Origin of the sequence: Microbacterium sp. MMO-10 (genome assembly GCF_037148715.1) — a bacterium.
Taxonomy (GTDB): Bacteria; Actinomycetota; Actinomycetes; order Actinomycetales; family Microbacteriaceae; genus Microbacterium.
This window is the reverse complement of the sequence record NZ_JBBCSV010000004.1, coordinates 279,361-301,755: the sequence shown is the minus strand read 5'-3', so window position 1 is coordinate 301,755 and position 22,395 is coordinate 279,361. Positions and strand designations below refer to the sequence as shown.

General features: G+C 71.5%; 23 protein-coding genes, 1 tRNA gene and 1 pseudogene. 11 read left to right on the top strand and 14 right to left on the bottom strand.

What is annotated here, in order from left to right:
- The first annotated feature begins 108 nt into the window (after window positions 1-108).
- On the top strand, window positions 109-396 hold the full coding sequence (locus tag WFJ17_RS14100) for a WXG100 family type VII secretion target (protein WP_336648748.1): 288 nt from the start codon (window positions 109-111) through the stop codon (window positions 394-396).
- Between the two features lie 65 nt (window positions 397-461).
- Here the strand turns inward: WFJ17_RS14100 and groL are convergent, their stop codons facing one another.
- The 3 genes from groL to WFJ17_RS14085 all read right to left on the bottom strand — a co-directional run bounded on the left by groL (window position 462) and on the right by WFJ17_RS14085 (window position 3,130).
- Window positions 462-2,081 carry a chaperonin GroEL gene (gene groL, locus WFJ17_RS14095; protein WP_251446220.1) on the bottom strand — a complete coding sequence of 540 codons (1,620 nt, stop codon included), beginning with the start codon at window positions 2,079-2,081 and terminating at the stop codon, window positions 462-464.
- A 118-nt stretch (window positions 2,082-2,199) separates the two neighbouring features.
- Window positions 2,200-2,805: a LytR C-terminal domain-containing protein gene (locus tag WFJ17_RS14090; protein WP_336648747.1), complete on the bottom strand. Its 606-nt coding sequence runs from the start codon at window positions 2,803-2,805 to the stop codon at window positions 2,200-2,202.
- Window positions 2,806-2,872: 67 nt separating this feature from the next.
- The gene (locus tag WFJ17_RS14085) at window positions 2,873-3,130 is read right to left on the bottom strand and encodes a DUF3263 domain-containing protein (protein WP_251446213.1); all 258 of its coding nucleotides are present in this window, start codon (window positions 3,128-3,130) and stop codon (window positions 2,873-2,875) included.
- A gap of 106 nt (window positions 3,131-3,236) precedes the next feature.
- Here WFJ17_RS14085 and msrB point away from each other — a divergent pair, with 106 nt between their 5' ends.
- Window positions 3,237-3,653 (top strand): peptide-methionine (R)-S-oxide reductase MsrB, encoded by a 417-nt coding sequence (gene msrB / locus WFJ17_RS14080; RefSeq protein ID WP_251446210.1) that lies wholly within the window; start codon window positions 3,237-3,239, stop codon window positions 3,651-3,653.
- A pseudogene (locus tag WFJ17_RS14075) lies at window positions 3,650-4,177 on the top strand (nitroreductase family protein); the annotation flags it as partial. The gene msrB and the pseudogene WFJ17_RS14075, both read left to right, overlap by 4 nt.
- A 154-nt stretch (window positions 4,178-4,331) precedes the next feature.
- On the opposite strand, the gene WFJ17_RS14070 reads toward WFJ17_RS14075, so the two are convergent.
- On the bottom strand, window positions 4,332-5,279 hold the full coding sequence (locus WFJ17_RS14070) for a DMT family transporter (RefSeq protein WP_442927992.1): 948 nt from the start codon (window positions 5,277-5,279) through the stop codon (window positions 4,332-4,334).
- Window positions 5,280-5,393: 114 nt separating this feature from the next.
- Between WFJ17_RS14070 and WFJ17_RS14065 the strand changes: the two genes are divergently transcribed.
- Entirely contained in the window at window positions 5,394-6,026 is a 633-nt protein-coding gene (locus WFJ17_RS14065) for an SOS response-associated peptidase family protein (protein WP_336648745.1), read from the top strand.
- Window positions 6,027-6,047: 21 nt separating this feature from the next.
- Here the strand turns inward: WFJ17_RS14065 and WFJ17_RS14060 are convergent.
- A tRNA-Thr gene (locus tag WFJ17_RS14060) sits at window positions 6,048-6,120 on the bottom strand.
- A 69-nt stretch (window positions 6,121-6,189) separates the two neighbouring features.
- Window positions 6,190-7,152, bottom strand: coding sequence for a DsbA family protein (locus WFJ17_RS14055; protein WP_251446204.1), 963 nt, complete (start codon window positions 7,150-7,152; stop codon window positions 6,190-6,192).
- A 282-nt stretch (window positions 7,153-7,434) separates the two neighbouring features.
- Here WFJ17_RS14055 and WFJ17_RS14050 point away from each other — a divergent pair, with 282 nt between their 5' ends.
- Entirely contained in the window at window positions 7,435-8,538 is a 1,104-nt protein-coding gene (locus tag WFJ17_RS14050) for an ABC transporter ATP-binding protein (RefSeq protein WP_336648744.1), read from the top strand.
- 104 nt (window positions 8,539-8,642) lie between these two features.
- Entirely contained in the window at window positions 8,643-9,947 is a 1,305-nt protein-coding gene (locus WFJ17_RS14045; protein WP_251446198.1) for a DUF4032 domain-containing protein, read from the top strand.
- 93 nt (window positions 9,948-10,040) lie between these two features.
- Here the strand turns inward: WFJ17_RS14045 and WFJ17_RS14040 are convergent, their stop codons facing one another.
- The 5 genes from WFJ17_RS14040 to ispD all read right to left on the bottom strand — a co-directional run bounded on the left by WFJ17_RS14040 (window position 10,041) and on the right by ispD (window position 15,683).
- Entirely contained in the window at window positions 10,041-10,682 is a 642-nt protein-coding gene (locus WFJ17_RS14040; protein WP_251446195.1) for an NAD(P)-dependent oxidoreductase, read from the bottom strand.
- Window positions 10,683-10,873: 191 nt separating this feature from the next.
- Complete coding sequence (rlmB, locus tag WFJ17_RS14035; RefSeq protein ID WP_251446192.1) at window positions 10,874-11,893, bottom strand: 23S rRNA (guanosine(2251)-2'-O)-methyltransferase RlmB; 1,020 nt, start codon at window positions 11,891-11,893, stop codon at window positions 10,874-10,876.
- Complete coding sequence (gene cysS, locus WFJ17_RS14030) at window positions 11,886-13,298, bottom strand: cysteine--tRNA ligase (RefSeq protein WP_251446189.1); 1,413 nt, start codon at window positions 13,296-13,298, stop codon at window positions 11,886-11,888. The genes rlmB and cysS overlap by 8 nt, the downstream gene beginning before the upstream one ends.
- Window positions 13,299-13,398: 100 nt before the next feature.
- Window positions 13,399-14,376, bottom strand: coding sequence for a zinc-binding dehydrogenase (locus tag WFJ17_RS14025; protein WP_251446186.1), 978 nt, complete (start codon window positions 14,374-14,376; stop codon window positions 13,399-13,401).
- Window positions 14,377-14,489: 113 nt separating this feature from the next.
- Window positions 14,490-15,683 carry a 2-C-methyl-D-erythritol 4-phosphate cytidylyltransferase gene (gene ispD, locus WFJ17_RS14020; protein ID WP_251446183.1) on the bottom strand — a complete coding sequence of 398 codons (1,194 nt, stop codon included), beginning with the start codon at window positions 15,681-15,683 and terminating at the stop codon, window positions 14,490-14,492.
- 213 nt (window positions 15,684-15,896) lie between these two features.
- Between ispD and WFJ17_RS14015 the strand changes: the two genes are divergently transcribed.
- The 4 genes from WFJ17_RS14015 to WFJ17_RS14000 all read left to right on the top strand — a co-directional run bounded on the left by WFJ17_RS14015 (window position 15,897) and on the right by WFJ17_RS14000 (window position 19,066).
- Window positions 15,897-16,238 (top strand): PadR family transcriptional regulator, encoded by a 342-nt coding sequence (locus WFJ17_RS14015; RefSeq protein ID WP_045273464.1) that lies wholly within the window; start codon window positions 15,897-15,899, stop codon window positions 16,236-16,238.
- A 4-nt stretch (window positions 16,239-16,242) separates the two neighbouring features.
- Window positions 16,243-17,133, top strand: a complete 891-nt coding sequence (locus WFJ17_RS14010; protein WP_251446180.1) for a permease prefix domain 1-containing protein — start codon at window positions 16,243-16,245, stop codon at window positions 17,131-17,133.
- An 89-nt stretch (window positions 17,134-17,222) separates the two neighbouring features.
- Complete coding sequence (locus WFJ17_RS14005) at window positions 17,223-18,251, top strand: ABC transporter ATP-binding protein (RefSeq protein ID WP_251446177.1); 1,029 nt, start codon at window positions 17,223-17,225, stop codon at window positions 18,249-18,251.
- Complete coding sequence (locus WFJ17_RS14000; protein ID WP_336648743.1) at window positions 18,248-19,066, top strand: ABC transporter permease; 819 nt, start codon at window positions 18,248-18,250, stop codon at window positions 19,064-19,066. Before WFJ17_RS14005 ends, WFJ17_RS14000 begins: the two co-directional genes overlap by 4 nt.
- A 71-nt stretch (window positions 19,067-19,137) precedes the next feature.
- On the opposite strand, the gene WFJ17_RS13995 is transcribed toward WFJ17_RS14000, so the two are convergent.
- On the bottom strand, window positions 19,138-19,620 hold the full coding sequence (locus tag WFJ17_RS13995; RefSeq protein WP_251446171.1) for a CarD family transcriptional regulator: 483 nt from the start codon (window positions 19,618-19,620) through the stop codon (window positions 19,138-19,140).
- A 168-nt stretch (window positions 19,621-19,788) separates the two neighbouring features.
- Between WFJ17_RS13995 and WFJ17_RS13990 the strand changes: the two genes are divergently transcribed.
- The gene (locus WFJ17_RS13990; protein WP_336648742.1) at window positions 19,789-20,340 is read left to right on the top strand and encodes a DNA modification methylase; all 552 of its coding nucleotides are present in this window, start codon (window positions 19,789-19,791) and stop codon (window positions 20,338-20,340) included.
- 71 nt (window positions 20,341-20,411) lie between these two features.
- Here the strand turns inward: WFJ17_RS13990 and WFJ17_RS13985 are convergent, their stop codons facing one another.
- Together WFJ17_RS13985 and WFJ17_RS13980 are read right to left on the bottom strand one after the other, a co-directional pair.
- The gene (locus tag WFJ17_RS13985; RefSeq protein WP_251446166.1) at window positions 20,412-21,095 is read right to left on the bottom strand and encodes a response regulator transcription factor; all 684 of its coding nucleotides are present in this window, start codon (window positions 21,093-21,095) and stop codon (window positions 20,412-20,414) included.
- Window positions 21,092-22,366: a sensor histidine kinase gene (locus tag WFJ17_RS13980; protein ID WP_251446163.1), complete on the bottom strand. Its 1,275-nt coding sequence runs from the start codon at window positions 22,364-22,366 to the stop codon at window positions 21,092-21,094. Before WFJ17_RS13980 ends, WFJ17_RS13985 begins: the two co-directional genes overlap by 4 nt.
- Between the last annotated feature and the right edge of the window lie 29 nt (window positions 22,367-22,395).

Sequence of the window (22,395 nt, the reverse complement as noted above, 5' to 3'; positions counted from 1 at the left end):
AGCCGGCCCGGGTCTCGGGCTCCCCACCGGTTCCGGGAGCCCCGCTCCCGGCGCCCACGCGGATGCCTAGCGTCGGAGGCGTCCGATGCCCCCGACGAAAGGGTTCCCATGTCCGTCTTCACCGTCGACACCGACGCCGTCGCCACCACGAGGCTCTCGGTGAGCGCCACCGCCGAACGGCTGCAGAGCGACGCCGCGGCCATGATGGCGCAGCTCACGCAGCTGCAGTCCTCGTGGACCGGCGCGGCCTCGGTCGCCTGCCAGGACGCGGCCGAGCAGTGGCGCGGCGCCCAGGCGCACGTGGAGCAGGCGCTCGCGGCGATCGGGCAGGCGCTCGGCGCTGCGGCACAGTTCTACGCCCAGGCCGAGACCGACTCCATGGGCCTCTTCCGCTGAGCCGTCCGTGGACGCAGAAGGCCCCCGGGACGGATCCCGGGGGCCTTCTGGATGGAGGTCTGGACTCAGAAGTCCATGCCGCCGGACGGGTCGGCCGGCAGAGCCGACGCCTTCTCCGGCTTGTCGGCCACGACCGCCTCGGTGGTGAGGAACAGGCCGGCGATCGACGCGGCGTTCTGCAGCGCCGAGCGGGTGACCTTGGCCGGGTCGATGATGCCCGCCGAGAACATGTCCACGTACTCGCCCGAGGCCGCGTTCAGGCCCTGACCGGCGGGGAGCTCGGAGACCTTGTGCGCCACGACGCCCGGCTCCAGACCGGCGTTGAGCGCGATCTGCTTCAGCGGAGCCTCGATCGCGACGCGCACGATGTTCGCGCCGGTCGCCTCGTCGCCCTGCAGCGCCAGCGCGTCGAGCGCCTTGTTGCCGGACTGGATGAGCGCGACGCCGCCGCCGGGGACGATGCCCTCCTCGACAGCCGCCTTCGCGTTGCGCACGGCGTCCTCGATGCGGTGCTTGCGCTCCTTGAGCTCGACCTCGGTGGCCGCGCCCGCCTTGATGACGGCCACGCCGCCGGCGAGCTTGGCGAGGCGCTCCTGCAGCTTCTCGCGGTCGTAGTCGCTGTCGGTGTTCTCGATCTCGCGACGGATCTGCGTGACGCGACCCTCGATCTGGGACTGCTCGCCCGCACCCTCGACGATGGTGGTCTCGTCCTTGGTGACGATGACCTTGCGCGCACGGCCGAGCTCGGCGAGCGTGGTGTTCTCGAGCTTGAGACCCACCTCTTCGGTGATCACGGTGCCGCCGGTGAGGATCGCGATGTCCTGCAGCTGCGCCTTGCGGCGGTCGCCGAAGCCCGGGGCCTTGACGGCCACGGACTTGAAGATGCCCTTGAGCTTGTTCAGCACGAGCGTCGCGAGAGCCTCGCCCTCGACGTCCTCGGCGATGATGACGAGCTCCTTGCCGTCCTGGATCACCTTGTCGACGACGGGGAGAAGGTCCTTGATGTTCGAGATCTTCTGGTTCGCGATGAGGATGTACGGGTCCTCGAAGACGGCCTCCTGGCGCTCCGGGTCCGTGACGAAGTACGGGTTCAGGTAGCCCTTGTCGAAGCGCATGCCCTCGGTGAGCTCGAGCTCGGTGCCGAAGGTCTGGGACTCCTCGACGGTGACCACGCCCTCCTTGCCGACCTTGTCGATGGCCTCGGCGATGAGCTCGCCGATCTCCGGGTCAGCGGCCGAGATCGACGCGGTGGCGGCGATCTCCTCCTTGGACTCGATCTCCTTGGCGGAGGCGAGCAGCTCGGCGGTGATGGCGGCGACGGCCTTCTCGATGCCCTTCTTCAGGCTGATCGGGTCGGCTCCGGCGGCCACGTTGCGCAGGCCCTCGCGGACGAGCGCCTGGGCGAGCACGGTGGCGGTCGTGGTGCCGTCTCCGGCGACGTCGTCGGTCTTCTTCGCGACCTCCTTGACGAGCTCCGCGCCGATCTTCTCGTACGGGTCGTCGAGCTCGATCTCCTTGGCGATGGACACGCCGTCGTTCGTGATGGTGGGGGCGCCCCACTTCTTCTCGAGCACGACGTTGCGGCCACGCGGGCCGAGGGTCACCTTGACCGCGTCGGCCAGGATGTTCAGGCCGCGCTCGAGGCCGCGACGGGCCTCCTCATCGAAAGCGATGATCTTTGCCATGAGTTCTGTCGTCCCTCCTGGACGTAGACATTGGGTTTAGCACTCAGATCAGTAGAGTGCTAAACCCAGTCTGGCACTCGCCCCCTGAGAGTGCAAGCCGCGGCGCACGCGGCGGCGTTCAGCCCGCGGAGCCGTCGCCCGAGGTGTCGGCGGGCGTCGGCTCGGTGGTCGGCGCGTTCTTCGCGAGGTCCATCCCGAGCACGACGGTCAGCTGCTCCTGGCCGGGCACCACATCGTCGCCGTAGCGGTCGCTCTGCGCGATCTCCTTCGCCCCGACGAGGTCGGCGAGCGCCCGTGCGGCGTTCTCGTCCGCGGCCGTCTTGTAGTAGACGGTGGAGGTCGGGAAGTCCTGCGAGTCGGCGTCCCCTGCGACCACGGCATCCGCGGCGAAGCCCGCGTTCACGATCGTGTCGCGCGTGGCCGCGGCCAGGCCGTTCGCGCCGGTCGCGTTGAGGACGAACACCGCGTAGGTCTTGTCGAGCGGCGGGGCGCTCGCGGTCGCCGTCCGCGACACGCTGGGCATCGGCGTGCCCTGGTCGAAGCTGATCTTGCCCATGGCCAGCATCGCGGCGAAGATGCCCACGGCGATGAGCACGACCGTGGCGACGGCCGCCCACAGCAGCACGAACCAGCCGCGCATCCCGGGGTTCTCGGCGCGATGGGCGCCGACGCGGCCCTGCGCGTGCGGGATCTCGTCGAATCGGTCGCGGGCGGATTCAGGCATTCCCCGATGTTATCCGGCCCGTTCCGGTGGATTCCATGAACGACAGGCGGATCCGCCCGGCGCGCCGTCAGCCCGCGGACAGGGCGGTGCGGTCGGCCCGGCGCGCCGCGGCGTCGTCGCGGATCCGGCGCAGCCGGCGAACGAGCATCGGGTCGGCGACGAGGGCCTGCTCCGAATCGATCACGCGGTCCAGGAGCTGGTAGTAGCGCGCCGGGGCCAGCTCCAGCTCGCCGCGGATCGCCTCCTCCTTCGCGCTGGAGTGCCCGGGGCGGCGCGCCTCGAACTCGAGGATCGCGCGCTCGCGGTCGCTGAGCAGCTCGGTCACCCCCTCAGGCTACGTCCGCACCCTCCTGGCACCGGGAGGCGCGCCCCGGTCTGCGCCCCTCGACGCCCGAGAAAGCGGGAGAATGGATCCGACCCCGGGAGGATCCATGTCGCACCGCGTGACCAAGACCGACGCCGAATGGCGCGCCGAGCTCGCACCGCAGCAGTACGCCGTGCTGCGCGAGGCGGCGACGGAGCGCCCGTGGACGGGTGAGCTGCTCGACGAGCAGCGCGCCGGCCTCTACACCTGCGGCGCCTGCGGCGCGGAGCTGTTCCGCAGCGGCACCAAGTTCGACTCCGGCTGCGGCTGGCCGAGCTTCTACGAGTCGGTGCGTCCGGAGGCCGTCGAGCTGATCGAGGACAGCAGCCTCGGGATGGTCCGCACGGAGGTGCGCTGCGCCGCCTGCGGTTCGCACCTGGGCCATGTCTTCCCTGACGGCTTCGGCACCCCCACCGGCGACCGCTACTGCATGAACTCGATCGCGCTGTCCTTCCAGCCGGACGAGGGCGCCGCGGACGCATGAGCGCACTCGAAGCCGTCACCCGCAGGCAGTCGTGGTCGAAGGTGACGCCCGACGCGCCGACCCGTGAGCAGCTGCTCCCGCTCGTCGCCGCCGCCGGGCGCGTCGCCGACCACTCCTCGCTGCGCCCCTGGCGCCTGATCGAGCTGCGCGGCCGGGACCGGGACCGGCTGGCGGCCGCGATCGCCGAGGCCGAGGGCGACTCGTCCCCGTCGTCCAAGCCGCTGCGCGCATCGCTGCTCATCGCCGTCGTCGCGAGCTACCGCGGCAGCCACAAGGTGCCCCGCTGGGAGCAGGAGGCCGTCGCCTCCGGCGTCGCGCATGTGCTCAGCCTGCTGCTCGACGAGGCGGGCTGGGGCGTCATCTGGCGCACCGGCGGATACACCCGCAGCGCCGCCGTGGCACGCGCGCACGGACTCGGTCCGGAGGAGGAACTGCTCGGATGGCTGTACGTCGGCGGGAAGCCCGGCAAGGAGCCCGGCCGGCGCAAGCCCGTCGACGCCGAGTCCCTGCTCTCCCGCATGCCCGCCGAGCGCACGGACGCGGACGACGCCTCGCCGGATCCCGGCAGGGTCGATCCCCACGGCACGAAGCCGAAGAAGAACGCCGGGAAGAAGCGGAAGAAAGCGGCCGAGAAGGCGCAGAAGGCCGCCAAGAAGGCGAAGAAGGCCGAACGACGGCTCAGGAAGGCCGCGAAGCGGAGCTGACCGGGCGGCGCCGCCACGGCAGCGCGATCAGCACCGAGAGCCCTGCGGCGAGCACCATGGCGACGATCTGCCACAGCGCCGGCCCCGCGGCGGGCGGCCAGATCGCATCGATCAGCACCGAGACCACGAGCTGTCCGAGCACGGCTCCGAGGCCCATCAGGAGCACGCCGGTGCGCGCCACGATGACGACCCCGAGCAGGATGTAGGCGGCGCCGAGCAGCCCGCCCAGATACAGCCACAGGTCGCCCGGGAACGCCGCGGGCAGCGGCTCGGGCACGCCGGTGACGAGCAGGCTCACGCCGACGGAGACGGAGAGCACGAGCACGCCGCCGAGGAAGCTGATGTAGGTGGCGCCGAGCGGGGAGGCGATCCGCTGCCCCAGCCGTCCGTTCACCGCGGACTGGAAGGCGATGCCCGCGCCGGTGAGGAAGGGCAGCACCAGCATCCACAGCGGCGCACGGGAGAGCACGTCCCCTCCGAGGGAGAACCCGACGGCGACGAGGGCGAACAGCCCTCCGATCAGGCGTTCCGGGGTGATCGCGACCACACCCGCCGGCCCGAATCCGACCCGGTCGAGCAGCAGGCCGTGCAGGGCCTGACCGGCCACCACGCCCACCGTGAACAGTGCGACGCCGAGGATCCCCGCGACGAGCCCCTGGGTCGAGACCGTCAGCGCACCGCAGGCGCCGCCGAGCAGCATCCACCACGGAACGTGCCCGGTGCGCACCCCGCGCCAGACCCGGGCGAGCGCCGCACGCCCCGCCCGGCCGAGCAGCACGGGGACGCTCAGCAGCACCAGGCCGACGGCGAACGAGACCCAGCCCGCGAGGATGCCGTTGTCGAGCCGCACCCCGAGCTGGCCGTTGACCCGCGCCTGGATCGCGGTCATCGCGCCGATCGCGACCGCGCCGCCGAGCGCCAGGGCGGTGCGACCGCGGGTCGGGAGCGGCGGAGGAGCGGTCACCGTTCCGAGCCTACCCGCGGCCGGATCCGCCAAAGACCGCCCCGTGTCGGCGCCCCGCGTTACGCTCCAGACATGTGCGCGAGCTACGGTCTGGATCCCCGCTTCAGCGATCAGCAGCTGATCGAGGAGGCCGATGAGGAACTCATGGAGGGCATCCGCGCCTGGGCGCGGCGCAATGCCGACGAAGCGGTCCGTCCGACCGGGCGGCTGCTGCGCAACCTCAATCCGATCCTCGTGCCGGCCGCATCCGGAGCAGCGCTCGAGGAGGCGTGGTGGGGATTCCTGATCGACGGCAAGCCGTCGCGGTTCCCGTCGATCAACACCCGCTCCGAGCGTCTGCAGGAGCGCCCCGGTGGTCTGCGCGGCCGCGCGATCGTTCCCGCGACCCGGTGGTTCGAGATGCAGAAGCCGGCGAAGACCTGGCACGAGTTCGGCTTGGACGGCGCCCTGTTCGGCATGGCCGCGGTCACCCAGCGGGGTCGTACCGAGGACGGATCCTGGTTCACCTGCTACTCGATCGTGATGCAGCCCGCACCCGATCGGCTGGCCGGGATCCACGATCGGATGCCGGTGCTGATCCCCGCCGCCTTCGCGGACGACTGGCTGGAGGGCGAGCCCACCCGCGCCCTCATGGACGACGCACTGCTCGCGTCCGCCGATGCGACCCGGTGGGTGCAGTCCGCGACGATGACGACGGCGCCCTGAGCGCACCGTCCTGAGGATCGGAGCCTCCTGCCGGACTCGAACCGGCCACCTGCGGTTTACAAGGCCGCTGCTCTACCAGATGAGCTAAGGAGGCGTCACGGTCGTCGCCGTGCGGCGCGACCGCTCCACAGCGTAGCAAGCTCCGCGGCCGGCCCCGGTGGCGTCAGGGCGTCGCGGTCGGGCTCGGCGTCGGCGTGACGGTGGGCCCGGGCGTCCCGTAGTACGAGTCGCTCGCCACGGAGAGCACGAACTGGCTGAACTCGGCGGCGTCGGTGAGCGAGCCGGCGTAGACCTGGCCGTTCACGACGATCGTCGGCGCGCCGGTCAGGGCGGCCTTCTTCGAGCCGGGCAGCGGGCCGTCGACGGCACGCTGCGTGACATCCTTCACCCAGGAGTCGTAGGTGCTGTCCTCGATGCAGCCCTGCATGCCCGAGGTGTCCTTGACGCCGCTGTCGACCGCGAGCTGGATCAGGTCCTTGTCGCTCTTGCCGTCGGTGTCCTGCTTGGGCTGGTCGATGAGCAGCGCGTGGTTGAAGGCGTAGAACACGTCGGGCTGCCGTGCCGCGACGCAGGCCGCCGCCGACGCGGCGCGCAGCGAGTACTTGGTGCCGTTCGAGTTGGCGGTGAGCAGCGCGACCGGGTGATAGGTCACGGTCGCCGCGTCCTGGTCGACCCAGGTGGCGAGCTGCTTGGCGTTGGCGCGCTCGAAGTCGCCGGCGCCCGGGGAGAGGTAGTCCACGTACACGTGGATGTCGACCGGGCCGGAGGAGGAGGTCGGGTCGGGGGTCGGCGTCGACGAGGCGGACGGGTCAGCCGAACCCGCGACGGTCGGCGTCGGGGTGGGGGCCGACGCGGCGCGCGCGGCGGCGAGGTCGCCCTTCGTCACGAGGACGCCGTCGTCCTTCAGGTTCGACGGGCTGAGCGAGGGCTTCGACACGGCCGATCCCACCGCCCAGGCCACGGCACCGCCGGCGGCGCCGACGATCACGACGGCGACGAGCCCGAGGATCACGCGTCGCATGATCCGGGCGCGGGACTGCTGGGCGTTCACCTGCTGGGCCTTCTCCCGCACGGCCGCACGCGAGTGCGAAGGCGTGGGGACGTTCGGCGTTTCGTCGCTCGACATCGTTCCTCTTGGTTCGTTGGGGATGGGCCATCCCGATGTCCGGCCGCCAACGGGCGCGGCGCGGCACGGGTTCGATGCTAGCCAGGCAGGCTGAGAAATGCCCAGACGAGCACTGGCCGATCCCTGCGAGGTCCCGCCGGTAAGCGCTTCAGCGGCACTGGACCGTGCCGAAGCTCTCGTGTCATACTGAACCCGGCCCGATGGCGGGCCACGGCGGGTTCACCCTCGTCGCTTTTTCACTACGGATCGTCCGGCACGTACCTGCCGGTGAAGGAGAAGACAATGGCAACTGTGACCTTCGACGAGGCCACCCGGCTCTACCCCGGCGGCACCCGCCCCGCGGTCGACAAGCTGAACATCGACATCGCCGACGGCGAGTTCCTGGTTCTGGTCGGCCCCTCCGGCTGTGGAAAGTCCACCTCCCTGCGCATGCTCGCCGGCCTCGAAGAGGTCAACGCGGGCCGCATCCTCATCGGCGACCGCGACGTGACCGACGTCCCGCCGAAGGACCGCGACATCGCGATGGTCTTCCAGAACTACGCGCTGTACCCGCACATGACGGTCGCCGAGAACATGGGCTTCGCGCTCAAGATCGCCGGCGTCGGCAAGGAGGAGCGTGCGCAGCGCGTCCTCGAGGCCGCCAAGCTCCTCGACCTCGAGCAGTACCTGACCCGCAAGCCGAAGGCGCTCTCCGGTGGTCAGCGTCAGCGCGTCGCGATGGGCCGCGCGATCGTCCGCCAGCCCCAGGTGTTCCTCATGGACGAGCCGCTGTCGAACCTCGACGCCAAGCTGCGCGTGCAGACCCGCACCCAGATCGCGTCGCTGCAGCGCCGTCTCGGCGTCACGACCGTCTACGTCACCCACGACCAGACCGAGGCGCTCACCATGGGCGACCGCATCGCCGTGCTGAAGGACGGCCTGCTGCAGCAGGTCGGCTCGCCGCGCGACCTGTACGAGAACCCGCAGAACGTCTTCGTGGCCGGCTTCATCGGCTCGCCCGCGATGAACCTGTTCAGCGCCGACCTCGCTGACGGCGGCGTGCAGTTCGGCACCGAGGTCGTCCCGCTCGAGCGCGAGACCGTCGCCGGCACGAGCGGCTCCCAGATCACCGTCGGCGTGCGCCCCGAGGACATCACCGTGGGCCCCGCCGACGGCAAGGGCCTCTCGGTCACGGTCGACCTCGTCGAGGAGCTCGGCGCCGACGGCTACCTCTACGGCCACACCGAGATCAACGGCAAGCGCACCGACCTGGTCGCGCGCGTCGACGGCCGCAACCACCCGAACGCGGGCGACACCGTCACCCTGGCGGCGAACCCGGGTCACGTGCACGCGTTCGACCTCGAGTCGGGCGAGCGCCTCAACAAGAAGCCGATCGCGGCTTCCTGATCCACTGATCGCGCGACGCGGCGCGGGGGTCCTCCCCCGCGCCGCGTCGTCGTTCCCGGGCCCGTCCACGCCGAGCCCGGGACCACGAGGGCCGAGGAGCAGACATGAAGGATGCACTGAGCATCACCGCGAGCGCCGTGGATCCCGGGCTGCTGTCGCTGCCCTGGTCCCTGCCGCTGGCGAAATGGCCCTCCGAGGTGATCGTGTCCCTGCCGAAGGGGCTGTCTCGTCACCTCGTGCGCTTCGCCGATCTCTCCGGATCCGTCGTCGCCGTGAAGGAGACGACCGAGGAGATGGCCCGGCGCGAGTACGAGATGCTCGGCAACCTCGCCCGTCTCGACGTGCCGTGCGTGTCGCGCGTCGCCGTGATCGCCGGCCGCACCGACGCCAAGGGCGCTCCCCTGCCCGCCGTGCTGGTCACCTCGCACCTGCGGTTCTCCATGCCGTACCGCGCACTGTTCACGCGCGTGCTGCGACCCGACACCGCGACCCGCCTCGTGGACGCCCTCGCGCTGCTGCTGGTGCGCCTGCACAACGTGGGCTTCTACTGGGGCGACGTGTCGCTGTCGAACGCCCTGTTCCGCCGGGATGCCGGGGCGTTCGCCGCCTACCTCGTCGACGCCGAGACCGGCGAACTGCACGAGGAGGGCCTCACCGACGGCCAGCGCGCCTATGATCTGGACCTCGCTCGCACCAACATCGCCGGGGAGATCCTCGACCTCGCCGCCGGAGGACGCCTGGAGCGCGGCGTGGACGCGGTCGCCATCGCCGATGGGATCGTTTCGTCCTACCGGTCGCTGTGGGCCGCGCTCACGGCGCACGAGTCGTTCGCGGCGGGCGAGGCGTGGCGGATCACGGAGCGGGTGGAGCGGCTGAACGCGCTCGGTTTCGACATCGGCGAGATGTCGATCCAGACCACCTCCGACGGCACGCGCGTGGAGATCGAACCCAAGGTCGTCGACGCCGGGCATCATCAGCGCCGGCTCATCCGCCTCACCGGCCTCGATGTCGAGGAGAACCAGGCACGGCGGCTGCTGAACGACCTGGACGAGTTCCGCGCCCGCTCGACCAAGCAGTGGGCCGACGAGGAGATGTACGCGCACGAGTGGCTCACCCGGGTGTTCGAGCCCGTGGTGCGCGCGATCCCGTACGACCTGCGCGCCAAGCTCGAGCCCGCCGAGGTCTTCCACCAGGTGCTGGAGCACCGCTGGTACATGTCGCAGCGCGAGGGCCGCTCAGTGCCGCTCGCGGAGGTGCTCACCTCGTACATCAACGACGTGCTGCGGCATCGCCGCGACGAGGCCACCATCATGGGCCCGCCCACCGAGACCATGTCCCTGCCGGTGATCACCGGATCCGTGCCTCTGGACGACGAGGATCCGGACGTCGACTGGCGGGATCTGGTCTAGCCCGCGGCACTGCCGGAGACCGGGCGGCGGTTTCCGGGTCGTCGAGCGAGGACGCCAAGGACGCTCTCGCTCGACGACCCGGAGCGGGATCCATCAGTAGCCGACGGTGAAGCGCTCCCGGTGGTGGTTGCCCTGCTCGATCTCGTCGACGACGGCGAGCGCGAAGTCGGCACCGGAGATCGTCGAGTTGCCGTCGGCATCGCGCACCACGACGTCCCCGCCGTCGCGGTAGACGCCGGTGCGCTCGCCCTCGGCCCAGGGGCCGAAGACCTCGGCGGGGTGGACGAGGAACCAGTCCAGGGATCCGTCCGTGGCCTCGAGCAGGGCGAGCGAGTCTACCCCGACCTGGGCCTCGTGCTTGTACTCCTCGGGGAAGTCGACGTCGATCAGGCGCGGGCCGCCGGGCGCGGTGAGGCTGCCGCCGGCGCCGCCCACGACGCCCAGGCGCGTGTCCGTGCCGCTGAGCTTCGCGACGAGCTCGGCCAGCACGCCGAGGACCGCGTCCTCCATGTCGCCGCGCGGGCTCAGGGCCGAGACGACCGCGTCGACGCCGTCGAAGACGTCGCCGAGCGAGGCGAGGTCGCGCACGTTGCCCTGCACGTCCGTCACGCCCGCGACCGGGGCGGACGGCACAGAGCGCGAGATCGAGACGACCTCATGCCCGCGAGCCGCGGCCTCCTGGACGATGTGACGTCCGGCGAAGCCGGTGCCTCCGATGACGATGATGCGGGCCATGCGCGTTTCCTTCCGTTGCTGCACTGGGTACGGAGAGTGGAAGGATCCGCGCCCGCCCGCTATTCCGCGCCGGCGCGATCCCTGCACGGATGTGCACTCCGGATCAACGCCGTGCGCGGGCGGTCATGCCCGGGCGCGGTACGCCGGGACGGCGCACCGGCTCCGGCGGCATCGCGCCTCGGGCCCCGCGGTCAGCCCTTCGCGCCCCGGACGGTCGAGACCTGGTACAGCGCGACTGAGGCCGCGATGCCCGCGTTGAGCGACTCGGTCGCCGCGGAGATCGGGATCGAGACGATCTGATCGCAGGTCTCGGTGACCAGGCGCGACAGCCCCTTGCCCTCCGAGCCGACCACGATCACGACCGGACGGTCCGCGAGCTCGATCGCGGGCAGCGAGACGTCGCCGCCGCCGTCCAGGCCGAGCACGAACACGCCCTGCTTCTTGAACTCCTTGAGCATGCTGGTGAGGTTCGCCGCGAGCGCGACGGGGATGCGGGCCGCCGCTCCCGCGCTGGTCTTCCAGGCCGCCGAGTTCACGCTCGCCGAGCGGCGCTGCGGCAGGATCACGCCGTGGCCGCCGAACGCGGCCGTCGAGCGGATGATCGCGCCGAGGTTGCGCGGGTCGGTGATCCCGTCCAGCGCCACGAACAGCGGGGTCTGGCCGCGGTCGATGACCTCTTCGAGGAGGTCCTGCGGGTGCGCGTACTCGTAGGGCGGCACCTTGAGCGCGACGCCCTGGTGGACGCCGTCGAAGCCGGCCATGCGGTCCAGCTCCTGACGGGTGACCTCGAGCACGGGGATCTCGCGGTGCCGGGCGATGGCGAGCATCTCCTTGACGCGGTCGTCCATCTCCACGCGCTGCGCGATGTACATCGTGGTCGCGGGGATCTTGGTGCGCAGAGCCTCGAGCACCGAGTTGCGCCCGGTGACGGTCTCGGTGTCGTTCGAGGCCGCCGACGACGACACGCGGCGGTTCGGGTTGGATCCCGACTGCGGCTTCTGTCCCGCCCGCGATCCGGGACGGCCCTTGCCCCCGGCCGCGGCGTAGCGCTCCTGCGCCGCCTTGCGCTTGCCCGCGACGTGCCAGGCGCGGTCCTCGGCCTTCGGGGTGTTGCCGCGGCCCTCGAGCGCCTTGCGACCGTTGCCGCCGGTGCCCTTGGTGGCGCCCTTCTTCTTGCTGTTGCCCGCTCCGGGGCGGCTCGGCTTAGCCATCGATGCTCCAATGAGTTCCGTCTGGAGTGTCCTCCAGGGTGATGCCCGCCGCACCGATCGCATCGCGGATGCGGTCGGCGGCGGGCCAGTCCTTGTCGGCGCGGGCCTGCGCGCGCTGGGCGATCATCGCCTGCACGAGCGCATCCAGCGCCGTGGTGGTCTTCGTGTCGGATCCGGTCCCGCGCCACTCCGGCGAGAACGGGTCGATCCCGAGCACGCCGGTCATCGCCCGCACCGCGCCCAGCGCGATGCGGACCTCGTCGACGTCGCCGCGGTCCAGGGCGGCGTTGCCCGCGCGCACGGTCTCGTGCACGACCGCGAGGGCCTGCGGCACGCCGAGGTCGTCGTCCATCGCAGAGGCGAACGCGGCGGGGAGGGACTCCGCTGCCGGCCCTTCGTCCCCACCGGCCGTGCGCTGCGCGCGCTCCAGGAAGGTGCGGATCCGGCCCAGCGCCGCCTCGGCCTCGGTCCAGGACGAATCGGACAGGTCGAGGCTCGAGCGGTAGTGCGCCGCGGCGAGCGCGTAACGGACGACGAGCGGGTCGTGCTGCGCGAGCACGTCGGCGGCGAGGGTGAAGTTGCCGAGCGACTTCGACATCTTCTGCCCGTCGACCGTCACGAGGCCGTTGTGCACCCAGTAGCGGGCGAACGCGTCGCCGGCCGCGGTGGACTGCGCCAGCTCGTTCTCGTGGTGCGGGAAGCGCAGGTCGAGACCGCCGCCGTGGATGTCGAACTCGGCGCCGAGGTAGCGCCGCGCCATGGCCGAGCACTCGATGTGCCAGCCCGGACGCCCGGCGCCCCACGGAGACGCCCAGGTCGCGTCGGCCGGCTCCCCCGGCTTCGCCCCCTTCCACAGCGCGAAGTCCTGCGGGGCGCGCTTGCCGCGGGGATCCGCGTCCTCTGCGGCCTCCATCGCGTCGACGGACTGACGTGTGAGCTCGCCGTAGCCGGCCCAGCTGCGCACATCGAAGTACACGTCGCCCGAGCCGTCGGCCGCGGGGTACGCATGACCGCGTTCGATGAGGCGCGCGATGAGCTCCTGCATCTGCGGGATCGACGCCGTCGCCCGGGGCTCGTAGGTGGGCGGCTGGATCCCGACCGCGGCGTAGGCGGCCGAGAACTCCTGCTCCATCCGGTAGGCCAGGCCCCACCACGACTCGGCATCCGTCGCGTTCGCGAGCACCTTGTCGTCGATGTCCGTGACGTTGCGGACGAACGTGACGCGTCCGTAGCGCCGCTGCAGCCAGCGCCGCAGCAGGTCGAAGCTCAGTGCCGCGCGCACGTGCCCGATGTGCGGGCCGGACTGCACGGTGGGTCCGCACACGTACATCGTCACGTTCGAGGAATCGAGCGGAACGAAGTCGCGCAGTTCCTGCGCGCGCGTGTCATGGAGGCGGATCGTCACCGCTCAAGCCTACCGGGGCGCCCCTGACAGTTCCGGGGAGCGGTGCGCGCCGCGATTCCGGGTCGGAATGCGCCGACATCGCTCCCCGGAACGGGTGCGGTCAGGGCTGCAGCAGGATCTTGCCCTCGCGTCCGGCGCGGAGGTTGCCCTCGGACGCCTCCGCGATCCCCTCGAACGGCAGGACCGCGGAGACGGGCAGCGTGAGCACGCCCTCGCGGATCCGCTGCAGCAGCTCGCCGAACAGGGCTCCGCGCTGCTCGGCGGGCATGGCCGCGGCGACCTTGGAGCCCCAGAATCCGCGCACGGTCAGCTGCTTGAAGATCACATCGCCCGAGGAGATCCGCATGGTCGGAGAGGCCATCGCGCCGAAGACGACCAGCAGCCCGCCCTCACCGAGCATCGCCGCGACCTGGCCGCTGGCGTCGCCGCCGACCGAGTCGATGCCGGCACGGATCGGGGATCCCCCGGTGAGAGCGCGCACCTGATCCTGCCAGTCCTCGGCATCCGTCGCGACCACGTTGCGCACGCCCTGCGCCTCGAGCTCGGCGATCCCCTCGGCACGCCGGACGAGACTGACCACGTGCACACCGCGCGCGGCGCCGAGCTGGGCGACCATGCGCCCGACGGCGCCGTTCGCGGCGTTCTGGATCATCCAGTCTCCGGCCGCGAGCCCCAGCGAGTCCAGCACGCTGATCGCGCTGAACGGCATGGATCCGAGCTGCGCGGCCTGCTCGTCCGGGATGTCGTCGGGCACGGGGATGAGCCCCGCCGCGGGGGCGAGCACGAACTCGGCCCAGGCCCCGAACGCACCGCCGACGGTGAACCGGCGCCCGACGAGACCCGCGTCGACGCCCTCTCCGACCGCGTCGACGACGCCGACGGCCTCGGTGCCGGAGCGCGCCGGCAGCTCGGGCTTGTATCCGTAGAGGCCGCGCACGGTCAGCAGGTCGTGGTTGTGCACGGTGGCCAGCAGCACGCGCAGCCGCACCTGCCCCGGTCCGGGCTCGGGCGTCGGCACATCCTGGACGGTCAGGACTTCGGCGGGATCCCCGAAGGAGGAGTGGACGAGTGCGCGCATGACGATGACCTCTCTACGACGTCTGCTGAACGCGGCAGGTGGCCGCGCCCCCCAGCGTAAGCACGCGCGCCCGGTGTCGGATCCGAATCCGGAGGATCCCTACGGTTAGGGATTCAGCTCAGGGCGATCGGATGCACGAGAGCCACAGCCGTGACCGCGATGCCCTCGCCGCGTCCGGGGAAGCCGAGCCCGTCGGTCGTCGTCGCGGAGACGGCGACGGGTGCTCCGCCGAGCGCCGCCGACAGGCTCCGCTCGGCCTCGGTGCGACGGGCGCTGAACCGGGGGCGATTGCCCTGGAACTGCACGGAGACGTTGCCGATCGCGAATCCGGCCTCCGCGAGGATCTCGGCGGTGCGGGCGAGGAAGACCTCCCCGTGCGCGCCCGCGTACTCGGGGTGCGCGGTGCCGAAGTGCAGCCCGATGTCGCCGAGCCCCGCGGCGCCCAGCAGCGCGTCCACGATCGCGTGCGCGACGGCGTCGCCGTCCGAGTGGCCCTCGAGGGCGGGCTCCCCCGGCCAGTCCAGGCCGCCCAGACGCAGCGTGCCGCCCGCGGCGAAGGCGTGCACGTCCGTGCCGATGCCGACGCGAGGGACGACCGGCCCCTCGGCCGCGTGCTGGGACGAGGACGAGAGGATCATGCGGGCGCGCTCCAGGTCGTGCGGGATGGTGATCTTGAAGGCCTCCTCGGATCCGAGGACGTGACGCACCGCTCCCCCGGCCGCGGCGAAGAGCGCCGCGTCGTCGGTGTACTCCACGCCCTGCTCCGCGGCCTGCGCGTAGGCGGCGAGGAGCTCGGCGCGCGGGAAGCCCTGCGGGGTCTGCGCGGCGGCGAGCTCGGCGCGGTCGACCGGAGCGATGACGTCCTCGCCGTTCACGCGCTTGAGCGTGTCGACGACGGGCAGCGCCGGGATGACACCGACCCCGGGGCCGACGGCGGTGGCCACCGCCGCGAACTGCGCCGGCGGGGTCAGCGCCCGCGCCGCGTCGTGCACGAGCACCGTGTCGACGCCCTCGGCGAGCGCCGCGAGTCCGGCCGCCACGGAGCGCTGCCGGGTGTCGCCGCCGGCGACGACCCGGACGGGACGATCCGCCGCCAGGTCCGTCGCCTCGGCCTCGAGCCCGGCGGGGACGACGAGGATCACCTGGGCCGGCGTGGCCGCGAAGACGCCGTCGAGCGCGTGCTCCAGGATCGTGCGGCCGTCGAGCGGCACGAACGCCTTGGGCGCCCCCGCGGCGAGCCGGGTGCCGGAGCCGGCGGCCACGACGATGACGGCGGTGCGCACGAGCGGCGCGGGGAGGTCGGTCACGCTCTCACGTTAGCGCGCGCCGACTCGCGACGTTCTGCAGGGAGCCGCCGCCATTCTGCAGGATCCACCCTCCTCGCCGGGCGCATCACATCGCGGAACGGTGCCGGACGCACCGCGCGCCGACCCTCTTCGCCCTGCACAACGGCCGAGCCTCCCTGCAGAACGGCGCAAACTCTTGCCTGAACCAGTACTTGATCTGATACAGTACTTGACATGAACGATGACGCCTTCTCCGCGGACCTCCTGCGCGGGCACACCGACACGATCGTGCTCGGGATGCTCCGCGGCGGCGACCGCTACGGCTTCGAGATCTACAAGACCATCCGGGACGCCACCGGAGGAGACCACGAGATCAAGGAGGCCACCCTCTACGCGACCTACCGCCGTCTGGAGAAGGACGGACTGGTCGAGTCCTACTGGGGCGACGAGACGCAGGGCGGACGCCGCAAGTACTACCGGATCACCGACGCCGGCCGCGCGGTGTACCGGCGCAACGTCGCGGCCTGGGTCGCCACCCGCCGCGTGATCGACACGCTTCTGGACGCGAAGGACTGAGCACATGAACACCGACATCCACCGCCTGCTGGACGACGCCTTCGCCGGGGTCGAGATGACACCGGCCGCACAGGACCTGAAGGAGGAGATCCGCGCGAACATCGCGGCGCAGGTCGACGAGCTGGTCGCCGCGGGCGCTTCCCCCGCCGAAGCCGCGCAGCGGGCGATCGTCGAGCTCGGCGATGTCCGCACCCTCCTCGACGACGAGCCGGCCGAAGCCGTGCGCTCCCTCGGCTGGGAGGCGCTCACCGCCCGGAACAGGGTGCGACCGAAGCCCGGATTCGTGGTGCGGACCGTGCTGCTGAGCCTCCTCGCCACCGCCGCCCTCGTCGGGATCCTCCTCGTCGTCCTGCTCGTGCACCCGGCCGCCCCGCTCGCCGTCGCCGGTCTCGGTGCGGTCGTCGCGATCGCGCTCGGCATCGTCACGGCGGACGCACTGCTGCAGGAGACCACGACGAACCACCCGCTGCCGGCCGCCCGCGCCATCGGCTTCGGCCTTGCCACGGGCGGGACCCTGCTCGCGCTCGGCCTCGGAGGAGGCTTCGCACTCGCCCTGGACCAGCTCTGGCTCGTGATCCTCGCGGCCGTGCTCCTGGCCGGATCCCTCGCGCTGTTCTCCTACCTCGGCGCGACGCAGACCAATCGCCACAAGGCCTGGACCCGCGGCGCGATCACGCAGATGCCTCCGAACCGCTTCGAGACGGATCCGGAGTCCGCCGCCCGCTTCGGCATCTATACGGCGGTGATCTGGTTCCTCACCCTGGCGGCGATCGTCGTGCTGGTCTTCACGGTCGGCTGGTGGTGGGCGCCCGTGGCGTTCGTCGGCGGCCTCGCCGCCATGATGCTCCTCCTCGCACGCATGCTCTTCGCACCGCGCAGCGGCGACCGCCGCTGACCGACCGGCGGATCCGGCACCCCTCGGCAGACCGGATCCGCCCTCCATCTCCACGCAGAAAAGCCCTCAGAACGGAAGGGATGTTCGTCATGCCCGCACACCAGCGCAACGACGGCGATGCCATCATCGCCGAAGACCTCGTCAAGGAGTACCGCGGCCGCGGCCGCCGCCCCGCTGTCCGCGCCCTGGACGGCCTGAGCTTCGCCGTCCCGGCCGGTCGTGTCTTCGGGCTGCTCGGCCCGAACGGCGCCGGCAAGTCCACCACCACCAAGATCCTCACCACGCTGTCCCGCCCCACCGCGGGCCGCGCCCGCGTGGCCGGCCACGACGTGAACGACGCCCCCGCCGACGTGCGCGCAGCGATCGGCTACGTCTCCCAGGGCACCGGAACGGATCCGAACCTCACCGCAACCGAGAACCTCGAGATCGCCGCACGCATGCGGGGCCTCGGCGGCTCCGATGCCCGAGCGCGCGCCGCACGGCTCCTGACCGAGTTCGGCCTCGACGACGCGACGCGGCGGCCGGTGCGCACCTTCTCCGGCGGGATGCGACGGCGCCTCGACGTGGCCGCCGCGCTCGTGCATCGCCCGCAGGTGCTCTTCCTCGACGAGCCCACCACCGGCCTCGACCCCGAGGCTCGCGCGGCCATGTGGGCCGAGATCCGGCGGCTGGCCGGCGAGGAGGCCCTCACCGTCGTGCTCACCACGCATTACATGGAGGAGGCCGACCGGCTCGCCGACGAGCTGCTGCTGGTGAACCGCGGGCGGGCCGTCGCCCAGGGCACGCCGGAGGAGCTCAAGGCGGCGCTGCACGGCGACGCCGTCCGTGTGACCCTCGTGGAGCCGGATCCGGTCGCCGTGCGCGCGGCGGTCTCGTCCGTGCCCGGACTGCGCGACGTGCTCGTCGAGGCGGCCGGCGTCGACGGCCTGCTCGTCGCCCGCACCGACGACGCCGCCTCCGCGGTCGGCGCGGTCATCGCCGCCCTCGACGGCGCCGGAATCCGCTACGGCCAGGTCGCCGCCTCCCACCCCACCCTCGACGACGTGTACCTGCACTTCGTCGGCCACACCTTCGGCGACGCACCCGCGGCCGCCCTCACGGAAGAAGTCGCCGCATGAGCGCGATCGCCCTCTCCCCCGCCCTCGGCACCGCCCCGGCGCGCCCCGGCTGGTTCACGCAGACCGGGCAGGTGCTGCGGCGCTGGTCGATCGTCTCGATCCGTCAGGCCTGGGGACCCGTCATGAGCCTCATCCAGCCGGTGATCTGGATCCTGCTGTTCGGGCAGGTCTTCCGCACTCTGGGCGCCCTCCCCGCGTTCGGCGGGCACGGCTACATCGACTACCTCGTCCCCGGGATCCTGATGATGACGGTGCTGTACTCCGGCGCCTGGGCCGGCACCGGCTACATCGACGACATCGACTCCGGCGTGATGGACCAGTACCTCACGTCGCCGCTGCGGCGCTCGTCGATCATCGCGGGGCAGCTCCTGCAGCAGCTGGCGATCACCGTGCTGCAGTCGCTCGTCGTGCTCGGCATCGGCTGGCTGGGCGGCGCGCGCTACCCCGGCGGCGTCGGCGGCGTGCTCGTCGCGCTGGGCGTCGCGACGCTGCTCGCAACGATCTTCTGCTGCGCGTCCACGGCGGTCGCGCTCGTGTCGCGCAGTCAGATCGCGCTGATCAGCCTCTCGCAGCTGATCGTGCTGCCGGCGACGTTCCTGTCCACCACGATGATGCCCGCCGCGGCGATGCCCGAGTGGGTGCAGAACGTCTCGCGCGGCAACCCGATGACCTGGGCCGTCGAACTCGGCCGGGGCGGCCTCACCGGCTCGTACCCCGCGGAAGGGTGGTGGCAGGCCGGCGGCCTCGTCCTGCTGGCCGTGCTCGCGTTCGGTTGGGCGTTGAGCGCGATCCGCAGCTACCAGCGGTCGATCTGAGCCCCTCGGACCGCACCGCGGACACGAAGAAGGGGTGGATGCCGCGGCATCCACCCCTTCTCACGCAGAGCTCAGGAGGCGAGGACCTCGTCGAGGAGCGTCCCGGCCTTCTCCTCGTCGATCTTCTCCGCGAGCGCGAGCTCGGAGGTGAGGATCTGACGGGCCTTGGCCAGCATGCGCTTCTCGCCGGCGGAGAGACCGCGATCCTGGTCGCGGCGCCACAGGTCGCGGACGACCTCGCTGACCTTGATCACATCGCCCGAGGCGAGCTTCTCGAGGTTCGCCTTATACCGGCGCGACCAGTTGGTCGGCTCCTCGGTGAACGGGGCGCGGAGCACCTCGAACACCCGATCCAGTCCCTCCTGGCCGATCACGTCGCGAACGCCGACCAGGTCGACGTTCTCGGCAGGCACCTCGATGATGAGGTCTCCCTGCGTGACGTTCAGCTTCAGGTACTTCTTGGTCTCCCCCTTGATCACACGGTCCTTGACCTCGATGATCGTCGCGGCGCCGTGGTGCGGATAGACCACGGTCTCACCAACCTCAAAAAGCATAAAGTCGTGTCCTTTCGGCAACCTCCAGGATACCACAGCCAGAATGCGCTAAGGTTCGCGCCCCCGGCCGCTCCCCTCCCGCCATCGCGCGCGTGGGCCGAGCCGTGCGCCTGCGGCGCGTGCCCCTAGAATGGTGCTGGATCATCACGTGAATTTTCTGGAGGACCCGTGAAATCGCCCCTTGCTGCGTCCATCGCCCTCAGCGCCCTGATCATCGTCGGCGCCACCGGGTGCGCGGGGATCACTCCGCAGGCGACCACGATCGACTACTCGGCCTCCGACGGCGCGAACGTGCCCAAGAGCGGTCCGATCGAGGTCCGCAACGCCTTCTTCGTCGCCGACGAGTCCGGCACCACGGGCAACCTCGTGGCCGGTCTGGTGAACACCACGTCCGACTCCGCCACGATCCACATCACCGTCGGCGACGGCCCCGCCCAGAGCGTGCGCGTCGCCGGCCAGAAGTCGGTGAGCCTCGGCGGCGACGACGCCCAGCCGCTGACGTTCGAGGGCCTGGACACCAAGGCGGGCGAGACGGTCGACGTCTACTTCCAGTCCGGCGACGCCGAGGGCATCAAGTACGCGATCCCGGTGCTCGACGGCACCCTGCCCTACTACTCCACGCTGGTGCCGACCGCCCCGCCCAGCCCGACGCCGACCACGACCCCGGTCGCCCCGGCGGTCGAGCCGACCCCGACGGCCAGCGAGACCCCCGTCGGCTGACTCGGCGCAGACCACGCGGAAGGCCCCCGGATCCCTCGGATCCGGGGGCCTTCCGCTTCTGCGCGGCGCGCTCAGCCCTCGAAGCGGTAGCCCAGACCGCGCACGGTGACGAGCATCACCGGCTCGGACGGGTTCTCCTCGATGCGGGAGCGGATCCGCTTGATGTGCACGTCGAGGGTCTTCGTGTCGCCGAAGTAGTCGCTGCCCCAGACCCGGTCGATCAGCTGGCCGCGCGTGAGCACGCGGCCCGAGTTGCGCATCAGCACCTCGAGCAGCTCGAACTCCTTGAGCGGCATGTTGATGACCTCCCCGTCCACGGCGACCGTGTGCCGGTCGATGTCGACGGTGACCCTGCCGCCCTCGAGGATGCGCTCGTCGACGTCGTCCTCGGCCTGGACGACGCGGCGCAGCACGGCCCGCATCCGGGCGAGCAGCTCGCGCGACGAGTACGGCTTCGTGATGTAGTCGTCCGCGCCCAGCTCGAGCCCCACCACGATGTCGACCTCGGAGTCCTTCGCGGTGAGCATGATGATCGGGACGGCCGAGGAGGTGCGGATCTGGCGGCACACCTCGGTGCCCGGCATCCCCGGGAGCATGAGGTCGAGCAGGACGATGTCCGCGCCGCTCTCGCGGAACAGGGTGAGAGCGGTCGGGCCGTCCTCGGCGATCTCGACCTCGTAGCCCTCCCGGCGCAGCAGGTACGCGAGCGGGTCGGCGAGATCGGGCTCGTCTTCGACGAGGAGGATGCGGGTCATACGAGTTCTCCGGAATCGGTGCGGGGCTGGTCCGTGCTGATCACGGGCGGCGCGGCCAAACGGGAGGCCTTGCGGGCCTTCCGCTTCTTCTTGTTCTTGCTCTTGTCCTTGGCCGGCTTCTTGCGCGCGCCCGGATCGTCCTCGATCTCGGGCGCCGCGATCTGCGGCAGGCGCATGGTGAACGTGGAGCCGCGACCAGGGCGCGACCACAGCCGCACCTCCCCGCCGTGGCGCTGAGTGGCGTGCTTGACGATCGACAGCCCGAGGCCGGTGCCTCCGGTGCGGCGGGACCGGGCCTCGTCGGCGCGGTAGAACCGCTCGAAGATGCGGTCGCGGTCCGCCTCCTCGATGCCGATGCCCTGGTCGGACACCGAGATCTCGACCACGCCGTCGTCGACGCGCACGCCGACGCCCACGCGGGATCCGCGCGGCGAGTAGACGATCGCGTTGGCGATGAGGTTCCCGACCGCTTCGATGAGGATCTGCGCGTCGCCCTGCACCCACGCTCCGCGGTCGCCGCCGCGCGTCAGCTCCACACCCGCGGAGGAGGCCTGCACCGCATGGCTCTCCACGCTCGCCGCGATGACCTCGTCGATCGCGACCGGGCCGAAGCGGCCGAGGCCGTCGGAGGACTGCAGCCGGGACAGGCTCATGATCCGTCCGGTGAGCTGTCCCAGACGCGCTGCCTCTGCCTGGATACGCGAGGCGAAGGCGCGCACCTGGGCGGGATCGTCGGCGGCGGACTCGATCGCCTCCGCCAGCAGGCTCACGGCGCCCACGGGCGTCTTCAGCTCATGGCTGGTGTTGGCGACGAAGTCGGTGCGCATCTGCTCGAGGCGCTCCTGCTCGGTGATGTCGCGGATGATGAGGAGGCTCAGGCGCGGTCCGATGCGGCTCGCGCGTGCGGCGACCAGCCGCGGATCCAGGCTCCGCCCGCCGCGGGCAAGACGCAGGGTCGCCGTCTCACTGCCGCCCTCGCGCACCGCGCGCACGAGCTGGCGCAGCTCGGGGTTCTCCAGCGTGGCGCCGATTCCGATGCCGAAGCGTCCGGCGGCGGTGCTCGCAGCGGTCACGAGCCCGGACGGATCCACCGCGCAGGCGGCGTCGTCCATCGCGGCCAGCACGTCGGTCAGACCGTCCGGAAGCTCACTGGACGCCTGCTGCTCGGCGGCCGTGCGCGCCCGCATCGCGGCGACGATCATCGCGGCGATGCCCGCGCCGATCGCGACCCCCAGCCCGAGGGCGAGCAGGGCGAGCAGGGTGCTGTCCATGCCTCCAGCGTAGAGGTCGTTCACCCCCG